25 protein-coding genes are annotated in these 24,659 nt (G+C 40.7%); 14 read left to right on the plus strand and 11 right to left on the minus strand.

What is annotated here, in order from left to right; genetic code table 11:
* Positions 1-40 precede the first annotated feature (40 nt).
* Both C3F34_RS10175 and rimI read left to right on the plus strand, forming a co-directional pair.
* Positions 41-922, plus strand: a complete 882-nt coding sequence (locus C3F34_RS10175) for a metal-dependent hydrolase (RefSeq protein ID WP_044738242.1) — start codon at positions 41-43, stop codon at positions 920-922.
* 117 nt (positions 923-1,039) lie between these two features.
* The gene (rimI, locus tag C3F34_RS10180; RefSeq protein ID WP_044738241.1) at positions 1,040-1,501 is read left to right on the plus strand and encodes a ribosomal protein S18-alanine N-acetyltransferase; all 462 of its coding nucleotides are present in this window, start codon (positions 1,040-1,042) and stop codon (positions 1,499-1,501) included.
* Between the two features lie 49 nt (positions 1,502-1,550).
* Here the strand turns inward: rimI and C3F34_RS10185 are convergent, their stop codons facing one another.
* The 3 genes from C3F34_RS10185 to trxB form a co-directional block, all read right to left on the minus strand.
* A complete protein-coding gene (locus tag C3F34_RS10185; protein WP_044738240.1) occupies positions 1,551-2,366 on the minus strand; it encodes an arginyltransferase in 816 nt (271 codons plus the stop codon).
* Between the two features lie 19 nt (positions 2,367-2,385).
* Positions 2,386-3,120: a leucyl/phenylalanyl-tRNA--protein transferase gene (gene aat, locus C3F34_RS10190; RefSeq protein WP_044738239.1), complete on the minus strand. Its 735-nt coding sequence runs from the start codon at positions 3,118-3,120 to the stop codon at positions 2,386-2,388.
* A gap of 84 nt (positions 3,121-3,204) precedes the next feature.
* Positions 3,205-4,158 (minus strand): thioredoxin-disulfide reductase, encoded by a 954-nt coding sequence (gene trxB / locus C3F34_RS10195; protein WP_016167275.1) that lies wholly within the window; start codon positions 4,156-4,158, stop codon positions 3,205-3,207.
* 252 nt (positions 4,159-4,410) lie between these two features.
* Between trxB and C3F34_RS10200 the strand changes: the two genes are divergently transcribed.
* Positions 4,411-7,485, plus strand: coding sequence for a DNA translocase FtsK (locus C3F34_RS10200; RefSeq protein WP_044738244.1), 3,075 nt, complete (start codon positions 4,411-4,413; stop codon positions 7,483-7,485).
* Positions 7,486-7,538: 53 nt separating this feature from the next.
* On the opposite strand, the gene C3F34_RS10205 is transcribed toward C3F34_RS10200, so the two are convergent.
* Entirely contained in the window at positions 7,539-8,420 is an 882-nt protein-coding gene (locus C3F34_RS10205) for a LysR family transcriptional regulator (protein WP_044738238.1), read from the minus strand.
* A gap of 107 nt (positions 8,421-8,527) precedes the next feature.
* Between C3F34_RS10205 and C3F34_RS10210 the strand changes: the two genes are divergently transcribed.
* On the plus strand, positions 8,528-9,430 hold the full coding sequence (locus C3F34_RS10210; RefSeq protein ID WP_044738237.1) for an AEC family transporter: 903 nt from the start codon (positions 8,528-8,530) through the stop codon (positions 9,428-9,430).
* A 51-nt stretch (positions 9,431-9,481) separates the two neighbouring features.
* Here C3F34_RS10210 and C3F34_RS10215 read toward each other — a convergent pair whose 3' ends face one another.
* The 6 genes from C3F34_RS10215 to C3F34_RS10240 all read right to left on the minus strand — a co-directional run bounded on the left by C3F34_RS10215 (position 9,482) and on the right by C3F34_RS10240 (position 13,862).
* Positions 9,482-9,769 carry a PA4642 family protein gene (locus C3F34_RS10215; RefSeq protein ID WP_016167271.1) on the minus strand — a complete coding sequence of 96 codons (288 nt, stop codon included), beginning with the start codon at positions 9,767-9,769 and terminating at the stop codon, positions 9,482-9,484.
* Between the two features lie 96 nt (positions 9,770-9,865).
* On the minus strand, positions 9,866-10,138 hold the full coding sequence (gene minE / locus C3F34_RS10220) for a cell division topological specificity factor MinE (protein WP_016167270.1): 273 nt from the start codon (positions 10,136-10,138) through the stop codon (positions 9,866-9,868).
* Between the two features lie 2 nt (positions 10,139-10,140).
* Entirely contained in the window at positions 10,141-10,953 is an 813-nt protein-coding gene (gene minD / locus C3F34_RS10225) for a septum site-determining protein MinD (RefSeq protein ID WP_016167269.1), read from the minus strand.
* 65 nt (positions 10,954-11,018) lie between these two features.
* A complete protein-coding gene (gene minC / locus C3F34_RS10230) occupies positions 11,019-11,747 on the minus strand; it encodes a septum site-determining protein MinC (protein ID WP_104441498.1) in 729 nt (242 codons plus the stop codon).
* A 122-nt stretch (positions 11,748-11,869) separates the two neighbouring features.
* Positions 11,870-12,919, minus strand: coding sequence for a hypothetical protein (locus tag C3F34_RS10235; protein WP_104441499.1), 1,050 nt, complete (start codon positions 12,917-12,919; stop codon positions 11,870-11,872).
* A 4-nt stretch (positions 12,920-12,923) separates the two neighbouring features.
* Positions 12,924-13,862: an acyltransferase gene (locus C3F34_RS10240; protein ID WP_104441500.1), complete on the minus strand. Its 939-nt coding sequence runs from the start codon at positions 13,860-13,862 to the stop codon at positions 12,924-12,926.
* Positions 13,863-14,129: 267 nt separating this feature from the next.
* Here C3F34_RS10240 and C3F34_RS10245 point away from each other — a divergent pair, with 267 nt between their 5' ends.
* The 10 genes from C3F34_RS10245 (at position 14,130) to C3F34_RS10290 (ending at position 24,169) form a co-directional block, all read left to right on the plus strand.
* Complete coding sequence (locus C3F34_RS10245) at positions 14,130-14,777, plus strand: OmpA family protein (protein ID WP_016167265.1); 648 nt, start codon at positions 14,130-14,132, stop codon at positions 14,775-14,777.
* Between the two features lie 147 nt (positions 14,778-14,924).
* On the plus strand, positions 14,925-16,964 hold the full coding sequence (locus tag C3F34_RS10250; RefSeq protein WP_016167264.1) for a UvrD-helicase domain-containing protein: 2,040 nt from the start codon (positions 14,925-14,927) through the stop codon (positions 16,962-16,964).
* A 35-nt stretch (positions 16,965-16,999) separates the two neighbouring features.
* Positions 17,000-17,452, plus strand: coding sequence for a dUTP diphosphatase (gene dut / locus C3F34_RS10255; RefSeq protein ID WP_044738232.1), 453 nt, complete (start codon positions 17,000-17,002; stop codon positions 17,450-17,452).
* Between the two features lie 206 nt (positions 17,453-17,658).
* A complete protein-coding gene (locus C3F34_RS10260; RefSeq protein ID WP_104441501.1) occupies positions 17,659-19,083 on the plus strand; it encodes a phosphomannomutase/phosphoglucomutase in 1,425 nt (474 codons plus the stop codon).
* A gap of 12 nt (positions 19,084-19,095) precedes the next feature.
* The gene (gene argB / locus C3F34_RS10265; protein ID WP_104441502.1) at positions 19,096-19,995 is read left to right on the plus strand and encodes an acetylglutamate kinase; all 900 of its coding nucleotides are present in this window, start codon (positions 19,096-19,098) and stop codon (positions 19,993-19,995) included.
* A gap of 145 nt (positions 19,996-20,140) precedes the next feature.
* Positions 20,141-20,923 carry a GNAT family N-acetyltransferase gene (locus C3F34_RS10270; RefSeq protein ID WP_044738230.1) on the plus strand — a complete coding sequence of 261 codons (783 nt, stop codon included), beginning with the start codon at positions 20,141-20,143 and terminating at the stop codon, positions 20,921-20,923.
* 99 nt (positions 20,924-21,022) lie between these two features.
* Complete coding sequence (locus C3F34_RS10275; RefSeq protein WP_044738229.1) at positions 21,023-21,871, plus strand: class II glutamine amidotransferase; 849 nt, start codon at positions 21,023-21,025, stop codon at positions 21,869-21,871.
* A 262-nt stretch (positions 21,872-22,133) separates the two neighbouring features.
* The gene (locus C3F34_RS10280) at positions 22,134-22,589 is read left to right on the plus strand and encodes a bacteriohemerythrin (RefSeq protein ID WP_044738243.1); all 456 of its coding nucleotides are present in this window, start codon (positions 22,134-22,136) and stop codon (positions 22,587-22,589) included.
* A gap of 174 nt (positions 22,590-22,763) precedes the next feature.
* On the plus strand, positions 22,764-23,846 hold the full coding sequence (locus C3F34_RS10285; RefSeq protein WP_104441503.1) for a hypothetical protein: 1,083 nt from the start codon (positions 22,764-22,766) through the stop codon (positions 23,844-23,846).
* Entirely contained in the window at positions 23,846-24,169 is a 324-nt protein-coding gene (locus C3F34_RS10290; protein WP_104441504.1) for an RnfH family protein, read from the plus strand. The genes C3F34_RS10285 and C3F34_RS10290 overlap by 1 nt, the downstream gene beginning before the upstream one ends.
* A gap of 45 nt (positions 24,170-24,214) precedes the next feature.
* Here C3F34_RS10290 and C3F34_RS10295 read toward each other — a convergent pair whose 3' ends face one another.
* A complete protein-coding gene (locus tag C3F34_RS10295; protein WP_016167255.1) occupies positions 24,215-24,613 on the minus strand; it encodes an outer membrane protein assembly factor BamE in 399 nt (132 codons plus the stop codon).
* Positions 24,614-24,659 lie beyond the last annotated feature (46 nt).

Below are 24,659 nucleotides of genomic sequence, written 5' to 3' on the forward strand. Positions count from 1 at the left end.
TAAAGATGGTTAGACCTTATGGGTCTGTAGGAGTCTCAGAATGAATGCTAAGGTAAAAATTACCAATCGTGCAGGTGCGAGTTTTCCTGTCCGTCGTATGAATTTTAATTTTGAAAATGTACCTGAATATTGGATGAATGGCTCGGCAGGGCTTACGCATTTCATGACAGCGTTGTCTGCGCTTTTTCCAGCAGGTGAGCAATTTTTCATTGATAGTGTGCGTGCAGTACGTTATCACCCTGCAATTAAAGACAATGAGCTGCTGCAAAAAGAAATCAGTGCTTTCATTGGGCAGGAAGCCATGCATACGCAAGAACATGTAGGTTTTAATGCTTCGGCACAAAAGTACGGACATGATGTCGCGTGTTTAGAACAACAAACGGATAAAGTCATTCAAGGTTTCCGCAAGACTGCTGCAATGCTATTTAAACCTGTGGGTGTGACCCAAGAAATGATCGACTTGATGGGAACCACTGCTTTAGAGCATTTTACGGCAACGATTGCTTCGCAATTACTGATTAATCGCCATATTCAGGAACTCATGACTGACGAAACCATGTCGACTATGTGGTACTGGCATGCGATTGAAGAAAATGAACATAAAGCGGTGGCTTATGATGTGTTTGAGGGTGTATTTGGAACTGGAGTGAAAGCCTATCTAGCACGTTGTGGCTCGTTAATTGCTGCCATGGCGACCTTATTTGTTGTGCAAAGTTATTTTGTTCTACGCTTGTTAAAACAAGATAATCAACTCAATTTAAAGGCATTAAAAGATATCTATGTTTATGGTTATAGTCCATCGAAAGGGATTATTACGGGAATGGGGCGTGAGATGTTGGCGTATTTTAAACCAGGATTCCATCCAAATCATTTGGATACGGTAAGTTTGCTGGCCAATTGGAAAGCAAAGCTAGGGCTTTAGTCTTTGGTGATGGGCTTTAAAGATCACAGGGATATGAAAAATATCCCTGTTTTTGTTCGTTTCTCTGCGAAATATTTTTATAATGCAGGTCTATTTAGATCGATAAGATGAACGTGCATGATTCGTTTAATGCAACAAACTGATGTCAATGCGGTTGCTCAAATTGAAAAGCTGGTACAAAGTCATCCTTGGACGTTGAACCAATTTCAGGATGCAGTGCACAGTTACCAAAGTACGGTGATTGAGCAGGCTGGACAAGTTGTGGGTTTTTGTATTTTGCAACCAGTTTTAGATGAGGCGAATTTATTGCTCATGGCTATTCATCCCAATCAGCAGGGTAAAGGGTTAGGATATCGGCTATTAGATGAGTCAATTGCATTACTTAAGAATCAACCTGTGCAAATTTTTTTAGAGGTGCGTGAAAGCAACCAAGCTGCGATTGCACTGTATGAAAAATCTGGTTTTCATCAGATCGATTTACGTAAGAATTATTATCCATGCCCGAATGATGGGCGTGAACATGCGATTATTATGGTTAAAGCATGTACTGACGATTTTTCTCAGTTATTTAAATTATGATTCAAAGCATTCTTTGATGGAGTGAATAAACTCCATCAAAATAATACATCTATTTAATGATTGAATTATTCCATCCTGAAGGAAGTGTGGTCATTAATGAGTTTCCCAAAAGTTGGATTTCTTCTGCACTGAGTGAGCGGTTGATACGACGCCACTGTCCATCAAGCAATAATTCTAGTGGCGTGTATTGCGATTTATAATTCATTTTATTGGAATGGGGCACCCAATAACCCAAATAAACATAGTCCAATTGCTGTTGTTGCGCATATTGGATTTGTTTCATGATGGCAAAAGCCCCTAATGAACGACGATTTTCATTGGGATCAAAAAAGGTATATACCGCAGACACACCATCATCTAACTGATCGCAGGTTGAGACACAGAGTAACTGCTCATCTTTCCACAGTTCCAGAAAAAAACTTTCAGTGCAGGTATGAATCAGAAATTTTTCAAACTGGTCATAGCTAGGGGGGAACATATCACCGTCGGCATGGCGTTCACGAATGTAGCGTTCATACAACGCATAATGTACATCACTCGCATCTTTCGGTTGAGTAATTTTGACTGTGAGATCTTGATTGCGTTTCCAAGCTTTTTTTTGCTTGCTGTTCATTTGAAACTCTTGGACGGGAACGCGGCAAGACAAGCATTGACGGCACAAATGGCATTCAGGACGGTAAACAAAGTCTCCACTACGACGAAAACCGACACGTGAAAGTTCAGACAAAGTGACCACATCAATCCGATGGGCTGGATCTAGAAAAACCATGCGAGCAGATTTCTTTTCAAGATAACTGCATTCATGTGGTGGCGTAATATAGTACTGTAAATCATTTAACAGGGACTTCGGGTGATATGAATTCATAAAGATCCCTCTATTGTTTTCATTCGATTAATTGCGAAGATAACGCTATTCTTTTACTTGAAAATACACCCTCTTGATACTTTTTCCAATCGATAGGGGGTTGTTTTATAATATCTTGTAACGAATTTAAATACGCTTGTCGAGAAATCGTACAAGCACCAAGACTGAGTAAATGATCATTAACCAATTGACAGTCAATCCAAGGTAACTGGTTTTCTTGCCCGAGCAACATCAGGGTATAAAATGCCATTTTAGACACGTCTGTTCGTGTGCTGAACATGGATTCACCAAAACAGCCCTTGCCAATGTTTACTCCATACAGGCCACCGACAAGCTGATCCTGTTCCCACACTTCCACACTATAGGCATAACCTGCTGAAAACATACCTAAATAACCTTGAATGATATCTTCGGAAATCCACGTGTCATTTGCATAACTGCGAGGCAGGGCACAGGAGCGAATTACCGATTCAAAAGCATGATTAATGGTAATTTTATAGTCATGCTTTTTCATATTCCGCAGCAAGGATTTACTCGGATGATATTGCTCAGGTCGAATAATGCAGCGTGGCTCGGGACACCACCAGCAAATAGGTTCACCTTCAGAAAACCAGGGAAAAAGACCGTGTGTATAGGCCTCAAAAAGCGTAGAAGGGGAGAGGTCAGCACCTATGCAAATCAGTCCATGTCCTTCTGGGTCTGAGTTTATGGGATCGGGAAATAAATATTCAGAAGGTGCTAAAGTATGCTGCATGATTAAATTCAGGGATTATTCTTTACGCTATCATACATAAAAAAACCGCCCTTTTCGGACGGTTTTCATCGTAGATGCAAAGGATTATGAACCTAGAGCATCCAGATATTTTTCAGCATCAAGCGCAGCCATACAGCCCGAACCTGCTGAAGTAATGGCTTGACGGTAGATGCTATCTGCAACGTCACCTGCTGCGAATACACCTGCAACCGATGTTGCTGTTGCATTGCCAGAGGTACCACTTTGCACTTGAATATAGCCATCACGTAGATTGAGTTGACCTTCAAACATCCCCGTATTCGGTTTGTGACCAATTGCAACGAATAAACCTTGGACATCAATATCTTGTGTGCTTGCATCTACAGTTGATTTTAAGCGTACAGAAGTTACACCTGTGTTATCACCCAAGACTTCATCAACTTGATTGTTCCAAAGAATGCTAATTTTGCCTTCTTTTTCTTTTTCAAATAAATGGTCCTGTAGAATTTTCTCTGAACGTAAACTGTCACGACGATGCACAAGCGTCACGTGTGAAGCAATGTTAGACAGGTAGAGGGCTTCTTCGACTGCGGTATTACCGCCGCCAACCACCATGACTTTCTGGTTTTTATAGAAGAAACCATCACAAGTTGCACAAGCACTCACGCCTTGCCCCATGAATTTTGCTTCAGATTCTAAGCCTAAATATTGTGCAGTTGCACCCGTTGAGATAATCAGTGCATCACAAGTAAATTCTTCCATATCGCCTTTAAGGACGAATGGACGAACACTGAGGTCAACTTCATTAATGTGGTCATACACTATTTCTGTGCCAAAACGTTCTGCATGGGCTTGCATACGTTCCATCAACGCTGGACCTGTTAAACCTTCTGGGTCACCTGGCCAGTTATCGACTTCGGTCGTTGTGGTTAATTGACCACCCAATTGCAAGCCAGCAATCAGCATTGGCTTTAAATTGGCACGCGCAGCATAAACTGCAGCGCTGTAACCTGCAGGACCAGAACCTAAAATAATTAATCGTGAGTGACGAGCGCTCATTCGCGACATCCTTTTTTTCTTTCAAAATTTATGAAATTATACGTGAAAGTGTATAACAGTTGTGTGTGTTCAATGTGGGTAATATTGATCATACAAATCGATTTGAGCTATATAGAATAAAGTTAACAACAAGCCCTCATAATCTTGCATCTTTTTTACGTGAACAGGTGCATAATATCAGGTTTTATTAAGAAACAAATTCAGGTTGTTTTCCAAAAAAACATGAATGAAAAAATGCTTACAGGACAGAGTATGGCTGCGGTGTCAGGTGCTTATGCACAGCGCTTAATGATGACGTTATTTTTAGTCTCATTTGGGATTTATCTGTTCCTTGCAACAGTCACTTATACACCTTTTGATCCAGGTTGGATGCATATTTCGAGTGACACCCAACAGGTTTCCAATGCAAGCGGTGTCGCTGGAGCATGGATTTCAGATTTATTGTTTGGATTTTTAGGTTGGGCAAGCTTACTCATCCCACTTTTCTTATTTATTGAAGCGATTCAGGTTTGGTGGCCACGTAGCTTTTTGAACCGACCATTTCGTTATGCTGCTCAGTTTTTCATTTTGTTGGCAACGGCAACACTCTTATTTTTATTTTGGGAAGTACCTGCAGATACTTTAGCCAATGCTTCTGGTGGGATTATTGGCTATGAGTTGGGGCAAAGTCTGAGTCAACTGCTGACCATTTATGGTGCCGCACTGTTTTTAGTGGTGTTTTGGGTAGTGTTGTTTACTTTGGCCTTTGGGGTAAAGTGGAACAAAACGTGGGATACCTTGCGAGCTACACCTGCGTATTTACAAGATTTATTTTATAAAAATGTGCCCGAGAGCGAATCTGATTTTGATCGTACCACACCTCAAGTCAAAAAACAGGTGATTGCAGTTGCTCCAAGCAAGGTTGCTGATCAAACAGAATCGGATCATAGCAAACCATCTCAAGCCTCTGTAGAACAACCATTTATTGCAGGTGTGGCAGCAGAGCGTTTGTTTGATGATATGGTGCAGAAAGAGTCTCAATTGAATCAACCAACTGAGTTCGATTTAGACGACGATGAAGAGTTTGAAAAAACTATCGCCAAAGCACATCAACTTGAACAAGATAGCCAGCGCACCATTGCGACAGGTGAAGTTTGGCGTGCCTTAAATACCAATAATGATCAACTACATAAACAAGACATTGAAGCATTATTAAAAGCTGCTGAAGATGAAACTGTGGTTCCTAAGCATGATTTCAATTCGGTAGTAGAGCGTCAATATCCCGTTGATGTTCAGATAGAATCTTCTCCGAAACCAGTCAAAAGTAATCTTGATTGGGACGATGATGAGATTTTTGATGAGCTACTTGCTGCTGTACCTAGTGGTAAGGCAGCTTCGGATGTACATAGTCCATTCCAACGTAGCGAAGTTCAAACTATTCAAGCTACCGCAATTCCTGATATTGCCGTTGCAGAAGCTCCAATTTCGAGTATCTCTACTGCGGTAGGTGTTGCTGCTGGGGCAACAAAGGCACATATGTTGAACGATGAATTAGATCGTTTTCTGGACGATTTTGATGCAGAAGAACAACAGACAGCCACAGTAGATGAGCCACGTGTAGCATCTTCCTACGCTCAATCATCAGCCTTTGTTAAAACACCGATACAGCAGACTGCTATAGAAGTACCAGAGCGTTTTATTGAGCAGACTAAGGCTGAATTGTCTAAAGAGGCGTTCATCGAAGCATGGCAAGAAACTGCTGGCAAACCTCAAGAAGAAGATGATTTTGACTTTGATGCACCATTGACGGATGCTGCGGGACGCCCAATGTCTCGTGCTATGCAGGTTGCCCAAAAACGTCGTGATTTATCTACGCTACCAGAATTGGATTTGCTAGATCGTGTTGATCCGAATAAAAAAGTCAATTTCACGGCTGAACAATTGGCACGTCTTTCGGAATTACTTGAAATTAAACTGCAAGAGTTCAATGTCAAAGCCAAAGTGGTCGAGGCACAACCAGGACCAGTCGTGACGCGCTTTGAATTGGATTTAGCCCCAGGGGTCAAAGCATCCAAAGTCACCAATATTTCGAAGGACTTGGCGCGATCCATGTCGATGGCTTCGGTACGTGTGGTCGAAGTAATTCCAGGTAAGCCATATATTGGAATTGAAGTACCGAATAGTGCACGTGAAATGGTCCGTCTAATTGAATTACTAGAAACGCCAGCCTATCGTGACCCAGCGGGTTTACTGTCCATGGCGATGGGTAAAGATATTTCAGGCAATCCAGTGATTACTGATTTGGGTAAAGCACCGCATATGCTGGTTGCAGGCACCACAGGTTCAGGTAAGTCTGTCGCTGTGAACTCGATGATTTTGTCGATGCTATTGAAATATACCCCCGACCAATTGCGCCTTATTTTGATTGACCCGAAGCAGTTGGAATTGGCTAACTATAATGATATTCCACATTTACTTACTCCTGTCGTGACAGACATGAAAGATGCAGTTAATGCATTGAATTGGTGTGTAAATGAAATGGAACGTCGTTACAAGCTCATGTCATTCCTTAAAATTCGTAAACTGGCGGACTATAACCGTAAGGTTGAAGAAGCATTGGCAAATGGTGAAGATCTGATTGATCCGACATGGAAGGCCAGTGACTCTGTTGTGGGTGAGCGTGCACCCCGTTTAACGCCTTTACCTTCGATTGTGATTGTGGCAGATGAATTTGCCGATATGATTATGCAGGTGGGCAAAAAAGCCGAGGAAATGATTACCCGTTTGGCGCAGAAATCACGTGCTGCGGGTATTCACTTGTTGTTAGCAACACAACGTCCATCGGTTGATGTAATCACAGGTTTGATTAAAGCCAATATTCCGACTCGTGTTGCATTACGTGTAAACAGTAAAATTGACTCTCGCACCATTCTCGATGCAGGTGGCGCGGAAGACATGTTGGGTCATGGAGACATGCTGTTTTTAGGCCCAGGTAAAATTGAACCTGAACGTGTGCATGGTGCTTTTATTTCTGATGATGAAGTCAACCGTATTTGTGATGCATGGCGTGAACGCGGCGACCCTGATTATGTTGATGAAATTTTGACTCCGTATGATGAAGAACCAACTTCACGCGGTTTTGAAGAGAGCGATGGCGGTTCAGATCGAGATGCCTTGTATGATCAATGTGTGGCTTTTGTTTTAGAAACACGAAAAGCTTCGACATCATCACTACAGCGTAAATTCAGTCTAGGTTATAACCGTGCAGCACGTATTATCGACCAAATGGAAGAAAGTGGCATTGTCAGTGCGATGGGGGCGAATGGTAAGCGGGATATTCTCGCCTAGTGCTCATCTGTTAAAAAGCCTGCCTAAGAGCAGGCTTTTTTATGCGCTTGAATTTAGTCATAGAACATGGTTTGTGCCAGTTCAATAAAGGCACGTGTGGCAGGACTCATCAGTTTTTGATTGCGGACGGCGAGCCCGATTTCACGTTGTGTATTCGGTAGCAAAGGACGTTTCACCACATTCGGATGCAGTGCAAGCAGCTCTGGCGTCATGGCCATATCCGCCACAATCGAAATGCCTTCATGCTGATTGACCATATTTAGAATGGTTAATAATTGTGAGAGTTGATATTGAATCTTGGGCTGTATGTCATATTGTTTAAGCAGTTTTTCAATATGGGTCTGGCTGCCCGCCTTGGTTAAAATAAAAGGGTAGTGCTTTAGTTGGGTAATATCCACCTGACTCATTTGGGCAATAGGGTAGGAGTTAGGAATAAGGGCAATAAAAATATCTTTAATCAATGGAAAAGTATCCAATTGATGGTTGGGTAAAACTGCAAATCCGACATCCACTTGTTGGTTTAAAATCCATTGGGTGACTTCATCATCGGTGCCTTCTTCCACAAAAACTTCAATTTGAGGGTATTCAGTCCTAAAAGCTTGCAGTAGTTCAGGTAGAAGATGAATCGATGCAGATGCTCCAAATGAACCGATTCTTAAAGTACCTTGTTGCAGTCCATGTGTTGCGGCAACTTGCTGTTGCATGACTTGTGCTGTATTTAAAATTTCTTGTGCATGGATGCGAAGCTGTTGTCCTATCTCAGTCAGTACCACATTATTTTGTTCACGACTAAATAGCTGTACACGCCAAAAATGTTCCAGACTTTTAATGGCATGTGACACTGCGGATTGTGAAATTCCGAGTTGTTTTGCCGCATTGCTAAAACTTTGATGTTTAGCAACCAGTAAAAAGATTTCAAGTTGGCTAAAAGTCATTTGAGGGTATGAGGAAATACTCATTTTATTATGAGGGAGAATAAGGATTATATTCTGTTTCCAAAATGAGTCAAAGCTGACTGATGTGCAGCAATTGGAAGAAATGAATGAACATAATCATGGCACTGTTTCCGTTGGTTTTTCTGATAGGGATGGGATATGTGTTTAAGCAGACAGGTTTTTTGCAGGAGGCATTTTGGGCAAACTCTGAAAAATTAAATTATTACATTCTTTTCCCAGCTTTATTGTTTAGCAATCTTTCGAGTGTAAAGCTAGATTTAGGTTCGGTTGTCATGCTTTATATTGCACTTGGCATACTCATTATTCTAATCAGTCTGTTGTTATGGGGACTGAAGTTTTATTTCCACATTCCAGTTCTTCGTTTCGGGGTTTATATCCAAAGCCAGATTCGATTCAATACCTATATTGGGCTTTCATTGATGGGTTTAATGTTTGGTTCGATAGGCATGCAATTGTTCTCTATGATCATTGCTGTGGCAATTCCATTGGTCAATATTGTTTCGGTTTGCTCATTTACCCAAAGTGCGCAGGGTCAGTTGCGTTTTACGCTGATGTCGATTGTAAAGAATCCGCTCATTACCGCTTGTCTATTCGGTATTGTATTTAATTGTTCTGGGTTGTTGATGCCAGAAGGTATATCGCAATTATTGAAATTGTTGGCAAGTAGTAGTCTGCCATTAGGTCTGATTTCTGTCGGGGCTGCATTACAATTTAGTCAGCTCAAGCCAGATTTCGGGCGTGTTATGTTGAATAGTGTATCGAGGTTACTTGGAGTACCTATACTGGCTTATTTTGTGGCACAAAGCTTCGGCTTAGCACCATTACATATAGCGATTTTGGTGGTTTTCTTTGCTTTACCTACAGCATCGGCATCTTATATTCTAACTCGATTCTTTAATGGTGATAGTCAACTCATGGCAGCCATTATTAGTTTGCAAACGCTTTTATTTGCGTTGACCTTTCCATTGTTGATGGGGCTATTATTCTAGTTCATTTATAAGCAGAGCATAAAAAAGCCTACACGAAGTAGGCTTTAAGACTTAAGCAAATTTTGCCAAGACTTCTAAGAATCCATCTCGTTGGCGTGGGTATTCAGCAATTACATCATGAATACGTTGACCTTGAGGATTGGTTGCATTGACATTGCGACCATCTGCAACGAATTGAGTTAACAAGCGCTCGTAGTCCGTTGGGCGCATATGTTTGAATGCGTGGTAAAGAACATGAAAGTCGGCATTAACTCCTGTAGGAGGAAGCTGATTTAAATAGGCAAAAACGCGCTCATCCGACCATTCTTCATTAAACGTTGCTGGCTGAGATAATGCCATTGCAAACTCCTTGGTATATTCTTTTCAAACTAAAAAGGCAAAATAGCTGATGCTATTTTGCCTTGAATCAATTTGCTTGACTAATCAGATTTCAGATTATCGCTCTTCAGGCAAATTGATATTCATCTCTAGCATTTCAATATTGGCTTCAGAACGAACAGACATTTGGATATGTTCTTCATCCACTCCACGCACATAACGATTGACCACTTGCATAATTTCTTTTTTCATTTGGTCAATTTTATCTTGGCTTAAGCGTTTACCTAAGCCTTGTTCAGACGCAACAATGACTTTCAAACGGTCTTTCGCCATTTGTGCGCTAGATGGTTTGTCATCACTACTGAATAATTTACTCCAGAATCCTGCCATATTTACGCTCCAAATAATCGTGCTAACCAGCCTTTAGGTTTGACTGTGATGTGACGGTAAGGACGTTCTTCACCAAGGAAACGTGCAACCAAGTCTTCATAAGCTTGTCCAGCTTCTGCATCTTGGAACAAAATGACTGGTTTACCTTCGTTAGAGGCTTGTAAAACGCTTTTACATTCAGGCACGACACCTAGTGTAGGTACACGTAAAATGTCTTTTGAAATGTCATCAATAGTGAGCATTTCTTGCTTGTCTGCACGTTCAGGATTAAAACGAGTAATACACAAGTGTTTGCGTATACGTCCTTCATTCTGTTCTACTTTTTTAGTTTTACTGTCTAGCATGCCAATAATGCGGTCAGAGTCACGTACTGAAGAAATTTCAGGGTTGGTCACAATAATCGCTTCATCTGCATGATACATAGCTAGAATAGCACCACGCTCAATCCCCGCAGGAGAATCACAAATAATGTAATCGAATTCTTGAGATAATTCGTCCATTACACGTGCAACGCCTTCATCGGTTAACGCATCTTTATCGCGCGTTTGTGATGCAGGTAAAATGTATAAGTTCTCAATATCTTTATCACGAATAAGTGCTTGTTGTAATCGTGCTTCGTTATTTAAAACATTCACAAAATCATACACAACACGACGTTCGCAGCCCATAATGAGGTCAAGATTACGTAGACCTACGTCAAAATCAATAACAACAGTTTTGTGACCACGAAGGGCTAAACCTGTTGCAAAAGATGCACTGGTCGTAGTTTTTCCTACGCCACCTTTGCCTGATGTTACGACAACAATTTTCGCCACCGAATCCACTCCTGTTATGGTAAATCCCCCCTTTAATTAGCGGGGTTTTGGTGTTTATTTATACATTAAAATTCCAGAGCTTTAAATTCCAGCTCTTGGTTTTCATTTAAATAAATATGTACAGACTTCTTTAAGACATGGGGTGGAATATCATCGGCGACACAATATGTCCCTGCAATTGAAACCAATTCAGCTTCAAGTGAGTGACAAAAAATGCGAGCAGCACTGTTTCCACCAGCACCTGCGATAACTCTACCACGAGCACTGCCATAAATATGTATATTTCCTGAAGCAATTACTTCTGAACCACTATTTATACCTGCATTGACGATAATATCGCCATGATCTTGCACTAAACATTGACCTGTACGTAAGATTTCATCGTGATACGAGGTAATATGTCCAATATTACGCGGAAATGGCGCTACTTTTTGCGTATTGTCTGTTGTTGCTTCGGGTGCTTGGACAACAGTTTCAACCACTTGTTCTTGAGTGGCTTTAATACGTTGTAACGATTTACTGTCGGCAGGGAGTACTGGAAATTGAATTGCACGTGCTTCATCGCCCAATAGACCTTCAATTACAGCCATAGGTTGTAAATCTAAGTCAAGTAGTAGTTGAATCAGGGCAATCAGTTCTTGTTCAACGGTACTGTCTAAAATAACAAGCGCACCATGAGTTGTGCTGTCTTGAAGTAATTGGGTCAGTTGTTGACGAATGGCATTATGGTCATTTGTGTCGAAGGTTAATCTACTAAAGTTAACCATTCTACCGGTGATCCGAATATCAGCCATATTTTATCCTTAAGACTTCGAAGCTATTGGTTTTATGCCGAAGCGATGTTGTAAATAGAGCAAATCCTAGAACAAATTCTTTGAATTCTCTAGCCAAGTTTGTAACTTTTTTATCTTAATGCTTATTCTTTAGCTTGATCGAGCTCTTCAAGGTCTTCTAACCATTGTTTTACTTTCACTTGCTTGCGAATAGCATCCAAACTTTCATATACAGCAGATTCAACCAATTGTTCCAATGCCTCATTATCAATATTTAATTCGCTGACTTTTTCAGCAATCAGCTTATAGGTATGATTAGGCTGTTCAGGGCTTCCAGAGACTAACGGTTCTAAAATACCATAGGTAATATTTTCTCCTAAACGCTGCCCAATACTCTGGATTTGATGTTCAATTCGTCCACCAACAATAGGAATTAAACGTAACAGTTGGGTAAGTTCAGGCGTATCTTCAATTGCTTGATTTACAATTGCACCAATATTTTGAGCAATCAAGCTCTGACGCTGTTGTAGTTCCGTCGCCAGTGACTCTTGTAACAGTTCAGCTAAAGCTTGCGCAAATAGGGTACGATGATGATCGACTAAATCATGAATAATTTTTCTATGGGTTGAGCTGGTATTCAGTTCATGTTTCACACCATCTAATACAGTAATGACTACACGATCAGATAGTTCCTCCATGATCACACGGTAGTAAAATTTGGCTCTTTTCTGAATTGATTCAGGAATGACGTTATAACCTAACTCATGCAGACGAAAAACAATAATCCCTGCACGGAATAAACGTAGAAAACGCAGATGTGGAATAATGGCTAGAATTTCATACCAATGAATAAAAGGGAAAAAAAACCAACGACGATGGTGGCGATAAATGACCGCAATCACCCAACGTACCAAAAGCTCAGTAATTAAGAACAAAATAAACCAAGCTTCGGTGGTAATCACCCATGGATGTAGATGTGTACGATAAAAATTGAGCACTTCATCTAAATGAATCGAGTTTAGGAACCAACCACCAATATTGCTCATCAAGAAAAAATTGGCAGCTAAGCAAAACAAGTTAAAAATAATCAGAAATACCATGAAGGTGTCATAGATCAGATAGAGTTTGAACGACAAGCTCTGTGGATCGACACGATGATATTTTGATTTGGGTACTGACTTGTTCTGCCTCATAGGATTACACCGTACTCACTTCAGCAGTTGTTGAATATTGCGCTTTCATTTGACTAATTAACTGATCTTTTTCAGTCCAGAGATGAGCAACCCATGCTTGGAATTGTGCACGATATTCATCATCATCTTCATAGTTTCCACCTAGAACCCAGTCAGGAATTTCGATTTTACGTAAATTCACCGCAATACGACCCACTTCACCTAGCCAGAATTCGCCATAACCTGGTGCACCATCAGGATAAACAATGGTCATATCCACTAGCGCATCAATTTGATCACCTAAAATATTCAAGGCCAATGCAAGTCCGCCAGCTTTGGGTTTAAGAAGATTTTGGTAAGGCGAGTTTTGTTTCTTGTGTTTCTCAGGGGTAAATCGAGTACCTTCTAAATAGTTTAGTAGTGTAAAAGGTTGGCTTAATAATTGTTCACAGGCTTTGCGCGCTTCTTCCATGTCACGAGTTTTAAGCTCAGGATTTTTTTCAATTTCTTGTTTGGTATGTCGCTTCATCATCGGGAAGCCCAAAATTTTGAAGGCTTGTCCAACAAAGGGAATAAAAATCAGCTCCCATTTGGTAAAGAAGCGTGTCAGTGGCATTCGTGTCAGTCCAAAATATTGATTTACTGTCGTGTCGACCCAACTTTGGTGATTGCAAGTCATTAAATAACGACCTTGCATACTCAAGTCGAGATTTTCATCGACCGTAATATCCCATTTTAGATGGGGTAGAACGTGATCAATAAGCCAGTTATTCACGCCTAACCAACTATTGGTAATTTGAATATTGGTTTTATCGACTTTTTGCGATTGTTTAAATAATTTGGTTAAACCGAGTGCAAGTACTGGTGGTCCATGAAAAAAAGTACTGCCTGTCATGACAGAGCCAACAGTGAGTCCACGTGTGATTTTTTTTAATATGGGTTGTTTGTTTGCTTGAGATGACATATAAAAAATAATCCTAAGTAAAATCATCCATTATCGTTGTTGAATATAGTTGCAAATTCTGAAAATAAAACAAGCGTTCTGTTTGGTAAATTATCCTTCATGATTGATCAAACATGTAGGGATTGTGATGAATGCACATTCGAAATTGAAATTAATTATTACAAAATGTAACCACACGCGATATTATTAACAAAAAATCAATGGTCTAAGTCTTCTTTTTCAGCGACTATTTCAGGCATAAACAAAACACACAAATGGAGGCATGTCATGCGTGCACTATTAATTTCATCAGCAGTAGCAGGGGCGTTGGTTCTTTCAGGTTGTCAATCTACTGGCACAGGAATGGAATATGACAAAGCGGCAATCGGTGCAGGTCTAGGTGCATTATTGGGTGCAGGTCTTGCTTATTCAAATGCAGACAAAGATAAAATGGGTCAAGCAGCAGCGATTGGTGCTGTAGTGGGCGGCGGTGCTGGTCTTTTATTAGACAAAAAAGAAAAACGTCTTCGTGAAGAACTTGCGGGTACTGGCGTTGATGTAGATCGTAACAAAGATGGTTCGATTAATCTTGTAATGCCAAGCGTTACTTTCGCAACAAACTCTTCTACTATTCAACCACGTTTCCAAACAGCATTGAATGATGTTGCGCGTGTTTTACGTGAAGATGGTACAGCGAACAAACTTGCACTTGTTATTCATGGTCATACTGACAACACCGGTACTGATGCGATTAACAACCCATTATCTCAAAACCGTGCAAACTCTGTATTGAACTACTTATCTTCCCAAGGGATTGCAAGCTCACGTATGACTGCGCGTGGTTATGGTTCTTCTTCACCAATCGCGAGCAATGATACTGCTGCGGGCCGTGAACAAAACCGTCGTGTAGAAATTACAGTGTATGAAACAAAATAATTGAAGTTTTGTTTGCTTAGAAATCATTGAGTTTCGGGAAAGCCACCTTTAGGTGGCTTTTTTTATGAACAGAGAATCGTCATTTTAGGTTAGGCATCTGGGTATTTGATGTCTATAATCTAGCTCGGATCAAAAAGAGGAAAGACTATGTCACTGGCAAGTCAGTTAAATGACAAGCAACTTGAAGCCATGAAATATACTCAAGGACCCTTGTTAGTACTTGCAGGGGCTGGTTCGGGTAAGACTTCGGTTATTACGCGTAAAATAGCTTATTTGGTTAAGCATTGTGGTATTCCTGCATACCGTATTACTGCAATGACCTTTACCAATAAAGCAGCGCGTGAAATGAAAGAGCGCGTGACCAAGTTATTGTCACGTGAAGAAGCGAAAGGTTTATCGGTTTCCACTTTCCATACCTTTGGTCTGAATTTATTACGTTTAGAACTTAAAAATACGCCATTAAAAGCCAATTTTTCTATTTTAGATGCTGATGACTGTAAGCGTATTCTCATGGACTTAATGCACCGCGATAATATGTCAGGTGCGGAAAGCAAAGAATTAATCGCGAAAGCCATGAAGATGATTTCAGATTGGAAAAATGATTTGATTCCTCCTGAACAGGCACACACCACCTGTGAAACACCTGAAGATATTCAAATGGCGCATTTGTACCAACTTTATGAGCGTAATTTGCGTGCTTATAATGCGGTAGATTTTGATGATCTGATTGTGATGCCGACGCGTTTGTTACAAGAGAATCAAGAAGTACGAGATCGTTGGCAAAATCGTATTCGCTATTTGTTGGTCGATGAATATCAAGATACCAATACCGCACAATACATTTTAGTGAAACTCTTGGTCGGTGTAATGGGGCAGTTTACGGCTGTAGGCGATGATGACCAGTCGATTTATGCATGGCGTGGAGCAAAGCCAGAAAATATGGCATTGCTAAATGAAGATTTTCGCAATTTAAAAGTCATTAAACTGGAACAGAACTATCGTTCAACCAGCCGTATTTTAAAAGCAGCGAATACGGTGATTGGGAATAACCCACATATTTTTGATAAAAAACTTTGGTCAGATAAAGGTCATGGCGAAGTCATTCGCGTGATTACCTGCCGTAATGATGATGATGAAGCAGAACGCGTGGTAAAAGACCTGATTACCCATAAACTGATGAATGGCAAAAATTGGAAAGATTATGCCATTTTGTATCGGGGTAATTTCCAAGCACGTATTTTAGAGACGCAACTGCGTCAAATGCAGATTCCGTATAAATTGTCAGGTGGTCAATCATTCTTTGCGCGTGCAGAAATCAAAGACATCATGAGTTATCTGCGACTGATCATTAACCCAGAAGATGACAGTGCATTCTTACGCATTATTAATACACCAAAACGTGCGATTGGACCTGTAACTTTAGAAAAGCTCGGTTTGTTTGCCCAAGAAAATCATCTGTCTTTATTGGCGGCCGCAGGCGATCAACGTTTGACTATGGCGATTCCGAAAAAGGCAACCACACAACTGGCTGAATTTGCTGAGTTCATTAGTAACTTTACTCGTGAATTGCTAGAAGATGATGAACCTGTACCGATTATTCGCCAAATGATGCACGAAGCGGGTTATATCGACTACATCAAAGAATCTGCGGCTACACCTGCACAGGAAAAAACCAAACTCGACAATATTGAAGTGTTATACACCAGTATTCAAAGTTTGATTAACCGTGCTGAAGATGTGGATGAGCGCAACATTGAAAGTGTAATTCGCAAAATGGTGTTGCTGGATATGTTGGAGCAACAACAGGAAGAAGAAGACACTGATAAAGTCAATTTGTTGACTCTGCATGCATCTAAAGGTCTGGAATTTCCATTCGTATATTTAATTGGTTTAGAAGAAGAGCTACTGCCACATAAAAACTCGATTGTGGCTGAAACGGTCGAGGAGGAGCGTCGTTTGATGTATGTGGGCATTACCCGAGCGCGTCAGGGGTTGACCATTACGCTAGCGGAACAGCGCAAGGCGGGTGGGCAAATGCGCCAAATGACCCCAAGCCGCTTTTTAGATGAATTGCCACAAGATGAATTGGAGTGGTTGGGGCGCAAGAAAAAGCTCGCGGGCAATGTTGACCCCAAGCAGCAAGCACAACACTACCTTGAAAATTTACGCGCTTTAATTAAGCGTTAATCCCGATATTTATTTTTGAAACAGTAGGAAACAATATGAAGGTTCAAGTTAAAGTTCTAGATACACGTTTAGGACAAGAATGGCCAATGCCAACTTATGCGACGCAAGGTTCAGCGGGTCTGGATTTGCGCGCATGTGTAACTGAACCAACAGTGATTGAACCGGGTCAAACGGTATTGGTGAAAACAGGCCTAGCCATTTATATCGAAGATACAGGCTTTGCAGGTTTAATTCTACCGCGTTCAGGCTTAGGTCATAAACATGGCATCGTTTTAGGTAACCTTGTGGGTTTAATCGACTCAGACTACCAAGGTGAATTGATGGTTTCGGTATGGAACCGTGGTCAAGCGGCTTTTACCTTAGAGCCAGGTGAACGTTTGGCCCAGTATGTACTTGTTCCTGTGGTGCAAGCAGAATTTGAACAAGTAGACGAATTTGTAGCGACTGAGCGCGGTGCAGGTGGCTTCGGACATACAGGTAAAAACTGATGTTAATACGAAAGGGCCTGTGGGCTCTTTCATTCTGAAATATAAAAGATTTCATTCAATACAACTTTAAACGCTGTCAACAACACTTAAATAGTATTAACAGTTCAATTCTATTCAGATATAAACTAGAAATATTTTAAAACATTTACGTTGTATGAATAAGACGAACTTTTAAAGTATTCGTTGGATTCAGAAGTTACAAATATATGAATATTCAACAACCTATATTTCCATGGCAGGTCTTTCGTGCCTATGATATTCGTGGAAAAATAACGTTATTAACACCAGAGTTGGTCGAAGCAATTGCCTATGGTCTGGCATGCCAGTATCAACAAGCCGCTCAAACCACAGTGGTAATTGGTTATGATGCTCGTTTGAGTAGCCCTACTTACGCCCAAATTATACAAACAATATTCGAAAAACAAGGGTTTCATGTCGTGAACGTGGGCTGTTGTTCCAGCCCAATGTTGTATTACAGCGCACGCCAATTTGCAGGCAATGGGATTATGGTCACTGCGAGCCATAATCCGAAAAGTGACAATGGCATCAAGTGGATTATGCGAGGTGAACCGCCATGTCCCGAGATGATCCAACAAGTGGGTTATGTCGCGAGCTTACAATTTTCACCACAACGTAAAGTACCTTTAGCCCATATTCAGCATCAATTTGATGTGAGCTATTGTTTGCAATATCAGCAAGCCATCTTAGAAGATATTCAACTGAAACGACCTTTCCATATCGTGATTGATGGTTTACATGGTTCAGCAGGTCGCTGTGCCGTTTTAGTTTTACAAAAGTTAGGTTGTCAGGTGACGGCACTGCGTTGTGAATCGAATGGCGAATTTCCTGATCATGCCCCAGACCCATCGCAAGCCAGTCATTTAATTGCTTTGACCGAAACCGTTCAACAACAACATGCAGATATAGGCATTGCGCTCGATGGAGATGGTGATCGACTGGTATTGGTTGATGAACACGGCAGCATCATTAGCGCAGATCGATTATTGTCTTTATTCGCTGAAATGTGCTTAGCCACTCATCCTCAGCATGAAGTGGTGTTTGATGTAAAATGCTCAACGATGGTACGCAATACGGTGTGTGAATTGGGTGGGCAAGCCAAAATGATTCGCACTGGCAGTAGTTTCTTAAAGACATATCTCATGCAATCACACGGAAAAGCTGTGTTTGGTGGGGAATATGCTGGACATTACGTGTTTAATGATGGGCGCGGTTTTGGTTATGATGATGGCTTATATGCCGCCTTACGCGTACTCGAATTTTTAAGTCAACGTCCAGATTTCACCCTTTCGCAAGCACTGGTCAAATACCCTGAACGTTGTGGTACTGAAGATACTTATATCAGTACTTATAGTGCTGATCCTAAGTCCTTATTGGCTGATATTGAAGTCCAGAGCCATCATATCGCTGCTCAATTAAGTAAAATTGATGGTGTACGGCTTGATTTTGAAGATGGTTTTGGCATTATTCGAGCATCCAATACTGGCGAATATTTTACTGTTCGTTTTGATGCGGATAATCCTGCTCGTTTAAACGATATTCGGCAATCATTTGTTTCCATGTTAAGTGATCGATATCCTAAAATCGCGCACGACATTTTAAATGCTCATTGAGGAGAGAGGCGAATGCCACATCAGCAGACTGGCATCGACAAAGCACAAATTTTGACAGAAGCTTTGCCGTATATTCAACGTTTTTCGGGTAAAACGCTGGTCGTAAAATATGGCGGCAATGCAATGACCGATCCTGAGCTGGAAAGCTCTTTTGCACGTGATATTGTTTTATTAAAAACCGTCGGTTTAAACCCAATTGTGGTGCATGGTGGCGGCCCCCAAGTTGATTCTTTCCTAAAACAATTGGGGCGTGAGTCTGACCGTATTGATGGTATGCGTGTGACTGACCCTGCAACCATGGAAGTGGTGGAAATGGTGCTGGGTGGCAGTGTGAATAAATCCATCGTTAATCTAATTAACCAACATGGCGGTCGTGCCATTGGTTTAACAGGTAAAGATGGCAATTTAATTCGTGCACGAAAATTGTTGATGCAGAAAAACCAAGAAGATGGTTCAGTCAAAGAAATTGATTTAGGTTTAGTGGGTGAAGTCATTGGTGTTAAAACTGATGTACTGGAAATGTTTACCCAAAGTGATTTTATTCCTGTAATTGCGCCGTTGGGTGTCGATGATCAAGGGAATACTTATAACATCAATGCAGATTTGGTTGCTGGCAAAGTTGCTGAAGCACTCGGTGCAGAAAAGCTGATTTTGCTGACCAATATTTCGGGCGTATTGGATGAAAATAAAAACTTGCTTACGGGCTTAACCACGCAGGAAGTTGACCGTCTGATTGAAACAGGCGTGATTTATGGTGGCATGATTCCAAAAGTGGGCTGTGCCTTAGATGCGGTTAAAGGTGGTGTGGTGAGCGCACATATTGTGGATGGTCGTGTTCCACATGCAACGTTATTAGAAATCTTTACCGATCATGGTGTGGGTACATTAATTACCAATCGTGCCAAACACTAACCCATTCGCTTTATCTTATGTTTAGAACCAGTCCTTAAGGACTGGTTTTTTATTGTGGAGATTATTTAACAGCCGTCCATTTTTGGTCATTGTATTGTCATCTGGATTGCCTAGTGTATGAAAAAAGCCAGAAGAGCACATAACAATGTTTGAAAAGTTGAATCTATATCGTCAAAACTTTACTTTGCCATTACAAAAAAAAGCGACAAAACAGACTCATCAATACCGCTTTGAATGGGTAGAAGATTTAAAGCAATTACATGAAGTCCAGAAATTCAGAGCAGCACAATTTTCCCAACAATTCGGGATTCAATTTGATCAAGACATCGATCAGGACTTGTATGATTTTGGCTGTGAACATGCAGTACTGCGCGATAAATACAGCAATGAAATTGTTGCTTATACACGCTTAAAACTCTTGCAAGGAGAGGATTTGGCACAGAGTTATAGCGCGCAAGAATTTAAAATTATTGATGAACTTGGGCGTTTATCCAATATTGTAGAAATTGGACGAACATGTGTACATCATCGCTATCGTTCTAGTCGAGCCTTATCCATATTGTGGCTCAATCTTGTTCCTAAGGTACTTTGGGAGATGCGAGCAAAATATTTGATTGGTTGTGTCAGTATCCGCTTACAAGGTAATCAGGCACGTGCGTATTATACGCATCAATATTTAAAACAACTCAGTCCTGAACAAACGTGTGCAATTCAACCCCAAGAGGCATATGAACCCACATACCCAGAATACAGTTTTGCGCAAGATGAAAAAATTCCCAAATTGTTTGATGTGTATTTAAAAATGCATGCCAAATTATCACAGCAGGCATTTTATGATCGTGAATTTAATTGTTTGGATTATTTTGTGTTACTCGAAGTGAATAAAATGGCGAAGAGTTTTGTCCTGAAAAAGCCGATTCAGCGTTAAGCATTAAAATTAATGAACCTAGCACAGATTAAGATTTACAAGCCTTGCTGTCGTCATGCACAATAAACCCATAATCTATTAAAGTGTTTATAGTTGCTTATGTGCCAGTTGCTCGGAATGAATTGTGCGACCCCAACGGATATTACGTTCTCTTTCCGTGGTTTTTCACAGCGTGCGGGCATTACTTCAGATCATTGTGATGGCTTCGGCATTGCTTTTTTTGAAGACAAAGCTTGCCGTTTATTTGTGGATAATCAGTCTGCGGTTGAATCTCCAATTGCGGAACTGATACGGAATTATCCGATTAAATCACGCAATGTGATTGCGCATATTCGTAAAGCGACACAAGGCAAAATTAACTTAGAAAATTCACATCCATTCATGCGTGAGTTATGGGGGCGTCAATGGATTTTTGCCCATAATGGTGACTTACTTGATTTTGATCCACCACTAACTGGACATTTTACCCCGATTGGCAATACGGACAGTGAACGCGCATTTTGTTTTTTATTAGATCAATTGGTCGCAAAATTTGGTTATGTCGAACCATCTTTAGCTCAAGTATTTGAGCTACTCTTAGAAATTGCTCCAAAAATTGCAGAACACGGAACTTTTAATTTCTGTTTATCCAATGGTCAGGCTTTATTTAGCTATGCCATTACCAAATTACATTGGTTGGTACGTGAATACCCATTTAAACCTGCACAGTTAATTGATCTCGATGTCGAAGTTGATTTTAGTCAAGTGACAACTCCTGAAGATCGCGTAGCCGTCATTACAACCGAACCATTGACACAAAATGAAATCTGGCAGGCATTTCAACCTGGCGAAATGATTTTATTCCAGTACGGGCAACCAATTCAGCGTGCATTTACTCAGGTCGAGCGCTTAGTTCGTGAGAAAGCTAATCCGACTTTAAAACGCATCACTCGTGCTGATCAATATTGAGAGTGGCGCGAGAATTGCAGAATGATGCTACTTGATTGTTAAAATTAAGGTTTTCATAATTAAAGAAAAAATAAACTTTTTGGTTAAAAAATATCTTATTCTTTTAGTCGGGTATAAACAAATTAATATATATATATCATTATCTTAGTCAATGATTTTCGCTAAAAACTTGAATCCAGACTGATTTACTTGTTTTTTATTTAAATTTAATACCGTTACTATCCTTTTCAAGTAACGAATGATGAATTTTAAATGGGGGCGTATCAAGATGAAATGGGTTCCAGAATATAATACTGGTATCGATGTGATTGATGATCAGCATAAGCGAATCCTTGATTATATTAATGAAATTAATGATATTGCTCTTCACACCGACCGTGATCGCATTAAACAAATTCTCGATAATATTATTGATTACACCCAATCGCATTTTACTTTTGAAGAGTCTCTACAAGAAGAAGCGGGTTATAAATACCGTGTACCGCATAAACGTGTGCATGACTTATTTATTAAAAAAATTGAGTCGTACCGTGACCGTTTTGAAATGGGGCACTCGATTGAAGCAGAATTACATGAAGTCTTGGCGAAATGGTTGATTAACCATATCCAACACGATGATGCTGATTATGTTGGTGCTGTCAAAGAAAACATGATGGGAATTATTAAAGAAAAAGAGAAGAAAAAAGGTAAGAATTGGTTTGCTCGGTTCTTCTCTTAAGTACAGCAGGGTCTAAGATTCGGCAAGGACAAGCTGTGCAAAAGAATTAAAAAGCTAAAAAAAGAAATAAAAGCATTGGCGCAGCAAGCCATCGAATACGGTGGTTTGCTTTTCTTTTTGATTTTCATGCATGACAAAGGCAAAATAGCGATAGATTTTTATTAGGAATGCATCATGCAGGACAATGCTATGTCACGATGGTTATCGCCGCTGATGGCTTTTTGTTTGTCATTCATCATTATTGCCACTGTGGCACCAATAGTGGGAATACAAACAGAGCGTCAACTCGATTTCTGGTTGCTCTGGTTAGGCACTATGTTGGTTTTGGCTTTGCCAATTTGCTATTTAGAAATTGCTTTGGCTAAGCGTTCGAAAACTACAGCATTAAATGCACTATCTAATTTAACCCGTGATGCAGATGCATCTCCAAGATGGCGTTTAGTCGGTTGGATGGCGGTGGTGTTTATTCCATTTCTAGCGGGCGCGATGTTATTTAGTGTCAGTCAATACAGCGCACAATGGGTAGCTCAAGGCATTGCCCCACAATATCTTTTTGTGGGATCAGCTATTGCAGCTGTTATTTTATCTTTAGCCCCACGTATGATTTTGGCATTAATCACCGCTATTGGTGTCATTGCCGCGTTGGTTTTTGCACAAGTGAGTGGAACAGCTTTACCTACTTGGCAAATGACTGCACTTGAGTTTAGCGAGTGGGGCAGTGCAACCGTGTTGGCATTGGTTGCGAGCGGTTTAGGTTTGGGGCTGTATTGGCAAACCAGCTTAGTTCAAGTGAATCAAGATGATGTTGCCAGCAAAACTGTATTGCCTATTTGGATTGCCCAGTTGGTGGCTGTGTTGGCATTTGCCTATTTTGCTGTAGCGGCACAATTACCTGTGATTGCTTTGTTGGTTGCAACTGTTGTAGGGGCGGCACTGCTACTACAGCTTGCACGTGAGCAATTGGTACAACGTCAAGTGATGGTGGCAGTGCAATGGGCAATTCTCGTCGCTGCTGTGTTCGTGTGGGCTATTCCAGAAATTACACCCGTATTCCATATTGTTTTGGTGCTTTGGGGTCTAGTCATTTGCTTAATCTATGCGATTTTTGCGGGCTGGATTATGAAAATTAGCCATTTGCGCAAAGCGATGAATTTTAGTAATGAGCTATTTTACAATCTCTGGCGTATTGCGGTGCGCATTGTACTTCCACTGGCGATCATTCTTGCAATTGTGTCGGTATTAGGACAATTGATCTGATGGTGGAGCAAGCCAAAGTTTGGGTAGCTTATGCGACCTCCGAACAACAATTTCATCTAGAAGTTCCCTTTCAATCGGGTATGACTGCATTAGATGCAATCGAGCAAAGTGGAATTCGAGAGCAGGTTGAATTACCTGAAATTTTGCAGTTGGGGATCTTTGGTGTACGTCTTGAAAACTCTGCACAATTGCTGCAAGCGGGTGATCGGGTTGAGATTTATCGGGCGTTGACCATTAATCCAAAGGACATTCGACGTAACCGTGCAGCCAATAACCCTGTAGGACGCTATGCCAAAGGCAATCGCTTTAAACAATTGAAATGATATGAAAAACCCCTCAATGAGGGGTTTCTTTTTATTTTAAAGCGTCTATAGTGGAGGCGCAGTTAAAATCGCTTCTTTCGATCCAGGTAAACCAGGTTGTGATTCTGGAATCGTTTCTAGACCTTCAATCTTGTTCACAATACCGTTTTGATCGAAGTAAATTTTCAAATGCTGACCATGCGCTGCGGGAATCTTGGCTTTTTTAGCATAAGTTCCTGGGATATAATTGTAGACGTAGTCCCATCGTAATGGATTTAATGGATCTGTAATGGTTGGACTACCGAGTAAAAAACGCACCTGTTGGTAACTCATGCCAACTTGAATTTTTGAAGCTTGGGCTTGTGTTAATGGTGTTCCTTGAGGAATATCTACTTTATAAACGCCCAAGGTCGAACAGCCCGCGAGCAGTGAAGTGACGAATAACGTCAACATGATTTTTTGCATTTTGCTACACTATCCCAAATTAATTTTGATGCATTTGATCCACGGA

Origin of the sequence: Acinetobacter sp. ACNIH2, from assembly GCF_002934965.1 — a bacterium.
In the GTDB taxonomy this organism is placed as follows: Bacteria; Pseudomonadota; Gammaproteobacteria; order Pseudomonadales; family Moraxellaceae; genus Acinetobacter; species Acinetobacter tandoii.

Coding starts and splice junctions, on each gene's coding strand:
- C3F34_RS10185 (WP_044738240.1), bottom strand. CDS start 2,366: ATGAATTCATATCACCCGAAGTCCCTGTTAAATGATTTACAGTACTAT.
- dut (WP_044738232.1), top strand. CDS start 17,000: ATGAAGGTTCAAGTTAAAGTTCTAGATACACGTTTAGGACAAGAATGG.
- C3F34_RS10285 (WP_104441503.1), top strand. CDS start 22,764: ATGCAGGACAATGCTATGTCACGATGGTTATCGCCGCTGATGGCTTTT.
- aat (WP_044738239.1), bottom strand. CDS start 3,120: ATGCAGCATACTTTAGCACCTTCTGAATATTTATTTCCCGATCCCATA.
- trxB (WP_016167275.1), bottom strand. CDS start 4,158: ATGAGCGCTCGTCACTCACGATTAATTATTTTAGGTTCTGGTCCTGCA.
- C3F34_RS10295 (WP_016167255.1), bottom strand. CDS start 24,613: ATGCAAAAAATCATGTTGACGTTATTCGTCACTTCACTGCTCGCGGGC.
- C3F34_RS10260 (WP_104441501.1), top strand. CDS start 17,659: ATGAATATTCAACAACCTATATTTCCATGGCAGGTCTTTCGTGCCTAT.
- C3F34_RS10240 (WP_104441500.1), bottom strand. CDS start 13,862: ATGTCATCTCAAGCAAACAAACAACCCATATTAAAAAAAATCACACGT.
- C3F34_RS10275 (WP_044738229.1), top strand. CDS start 21,023: ATGTGCCAGTTGCTCGGAATGAATTGTGCGACCCCAACGGATATTACG.
- C3F34_RS10245 (WP_016167265.1), top strand. CDS start 14,130: ATGCGTGCACTATTAATTTCATCAGCAGTAGCAGGGGCGTTGGTTCTT.
- C3F34_RS10210 (WP_044738237.1), top strand. CDS start 8,528: ATGAACATAATCATGGCACTGTTTCCGTTGGTTTTTCTGATAGGGATG.
- C3F34_RS10290 (WP_104441504.1), top strand. CDS start 23,846: ATGGTGGAGCAAGCCAAAGTTTGGGTAGCTTATGCGACCTCCGAACAA.
- C3F34_RS10270 (WP_044738230.1), top strand. CDS start 20,141: ATGTTTGAAAAGTTGAATCTATATCGTCAAAACTTTACTTTGCCATTA.
- argB (WP_104441502.1), top strand. CDS start 19,096: ATGCCACATCAGCAGACTGGCATCGACAAAGCACAAATTTTGACAGAA.
- minE (WP_016167270.1), bottom strand. CDS start 10,138: ATGGCAGGATTCTGGAGTAAATTATTCAGTAGTGATGACAAACCATCT.
- C3F34_RS10235 (WP_104441499.1), bottom strand. CDS start 12,919: ATGAGGCAGAACAAGTCAGTACCCAAATCAAAATATCATCGTGTCGAT.
- C3F34_RS10200 (WP_044738244.1), top strand. CDS start 4,411: ATGGCTGCGGTGTCAGGTGCTTATGCACAGCGCTTAATGATGACGTTA.
- C3F34_RS10215 (WP_016167271.1), bottom strand. CDS start 9,769: ATGGCATTATCTCAGCCAGCAACGTTTAATGAAGAATGGTCGGATGAG.
- C3F34_RS10250 (WP_016167264.1), top strand. CDS start 14,925: ATGTCACTGGCAAGTCAGTTAAATGACAAGCAACTTGAAGCCATGAAA.
- minC (WP_104441498.1), bottom strand. CDS start 11,747: ATGGCTGATATTCGGATCACCGGTAGAATGGTTAACTTTAGTAGATTA.
- C3F34_RS10205 (WP_044738238.1), bottom strand. CDS start 8,420: ATGACTTTTAGCCAACTTGAAATCTTTTTACTGGTTGCTAAACATCAA.
- C3F34_RS10175 (WP_044738242.1), top strand. CDS start 41: ATGAATGCTAAGGTAAAAATTACCAATCGTGCAGGTGCGAGTTTTCCT.
- rimI (WP_044738241.1), top strand. CDS start 1,040: ATGATTCGTTTAATGCAACAAACTGATGTCAATGCGGTTGCTCAAATT.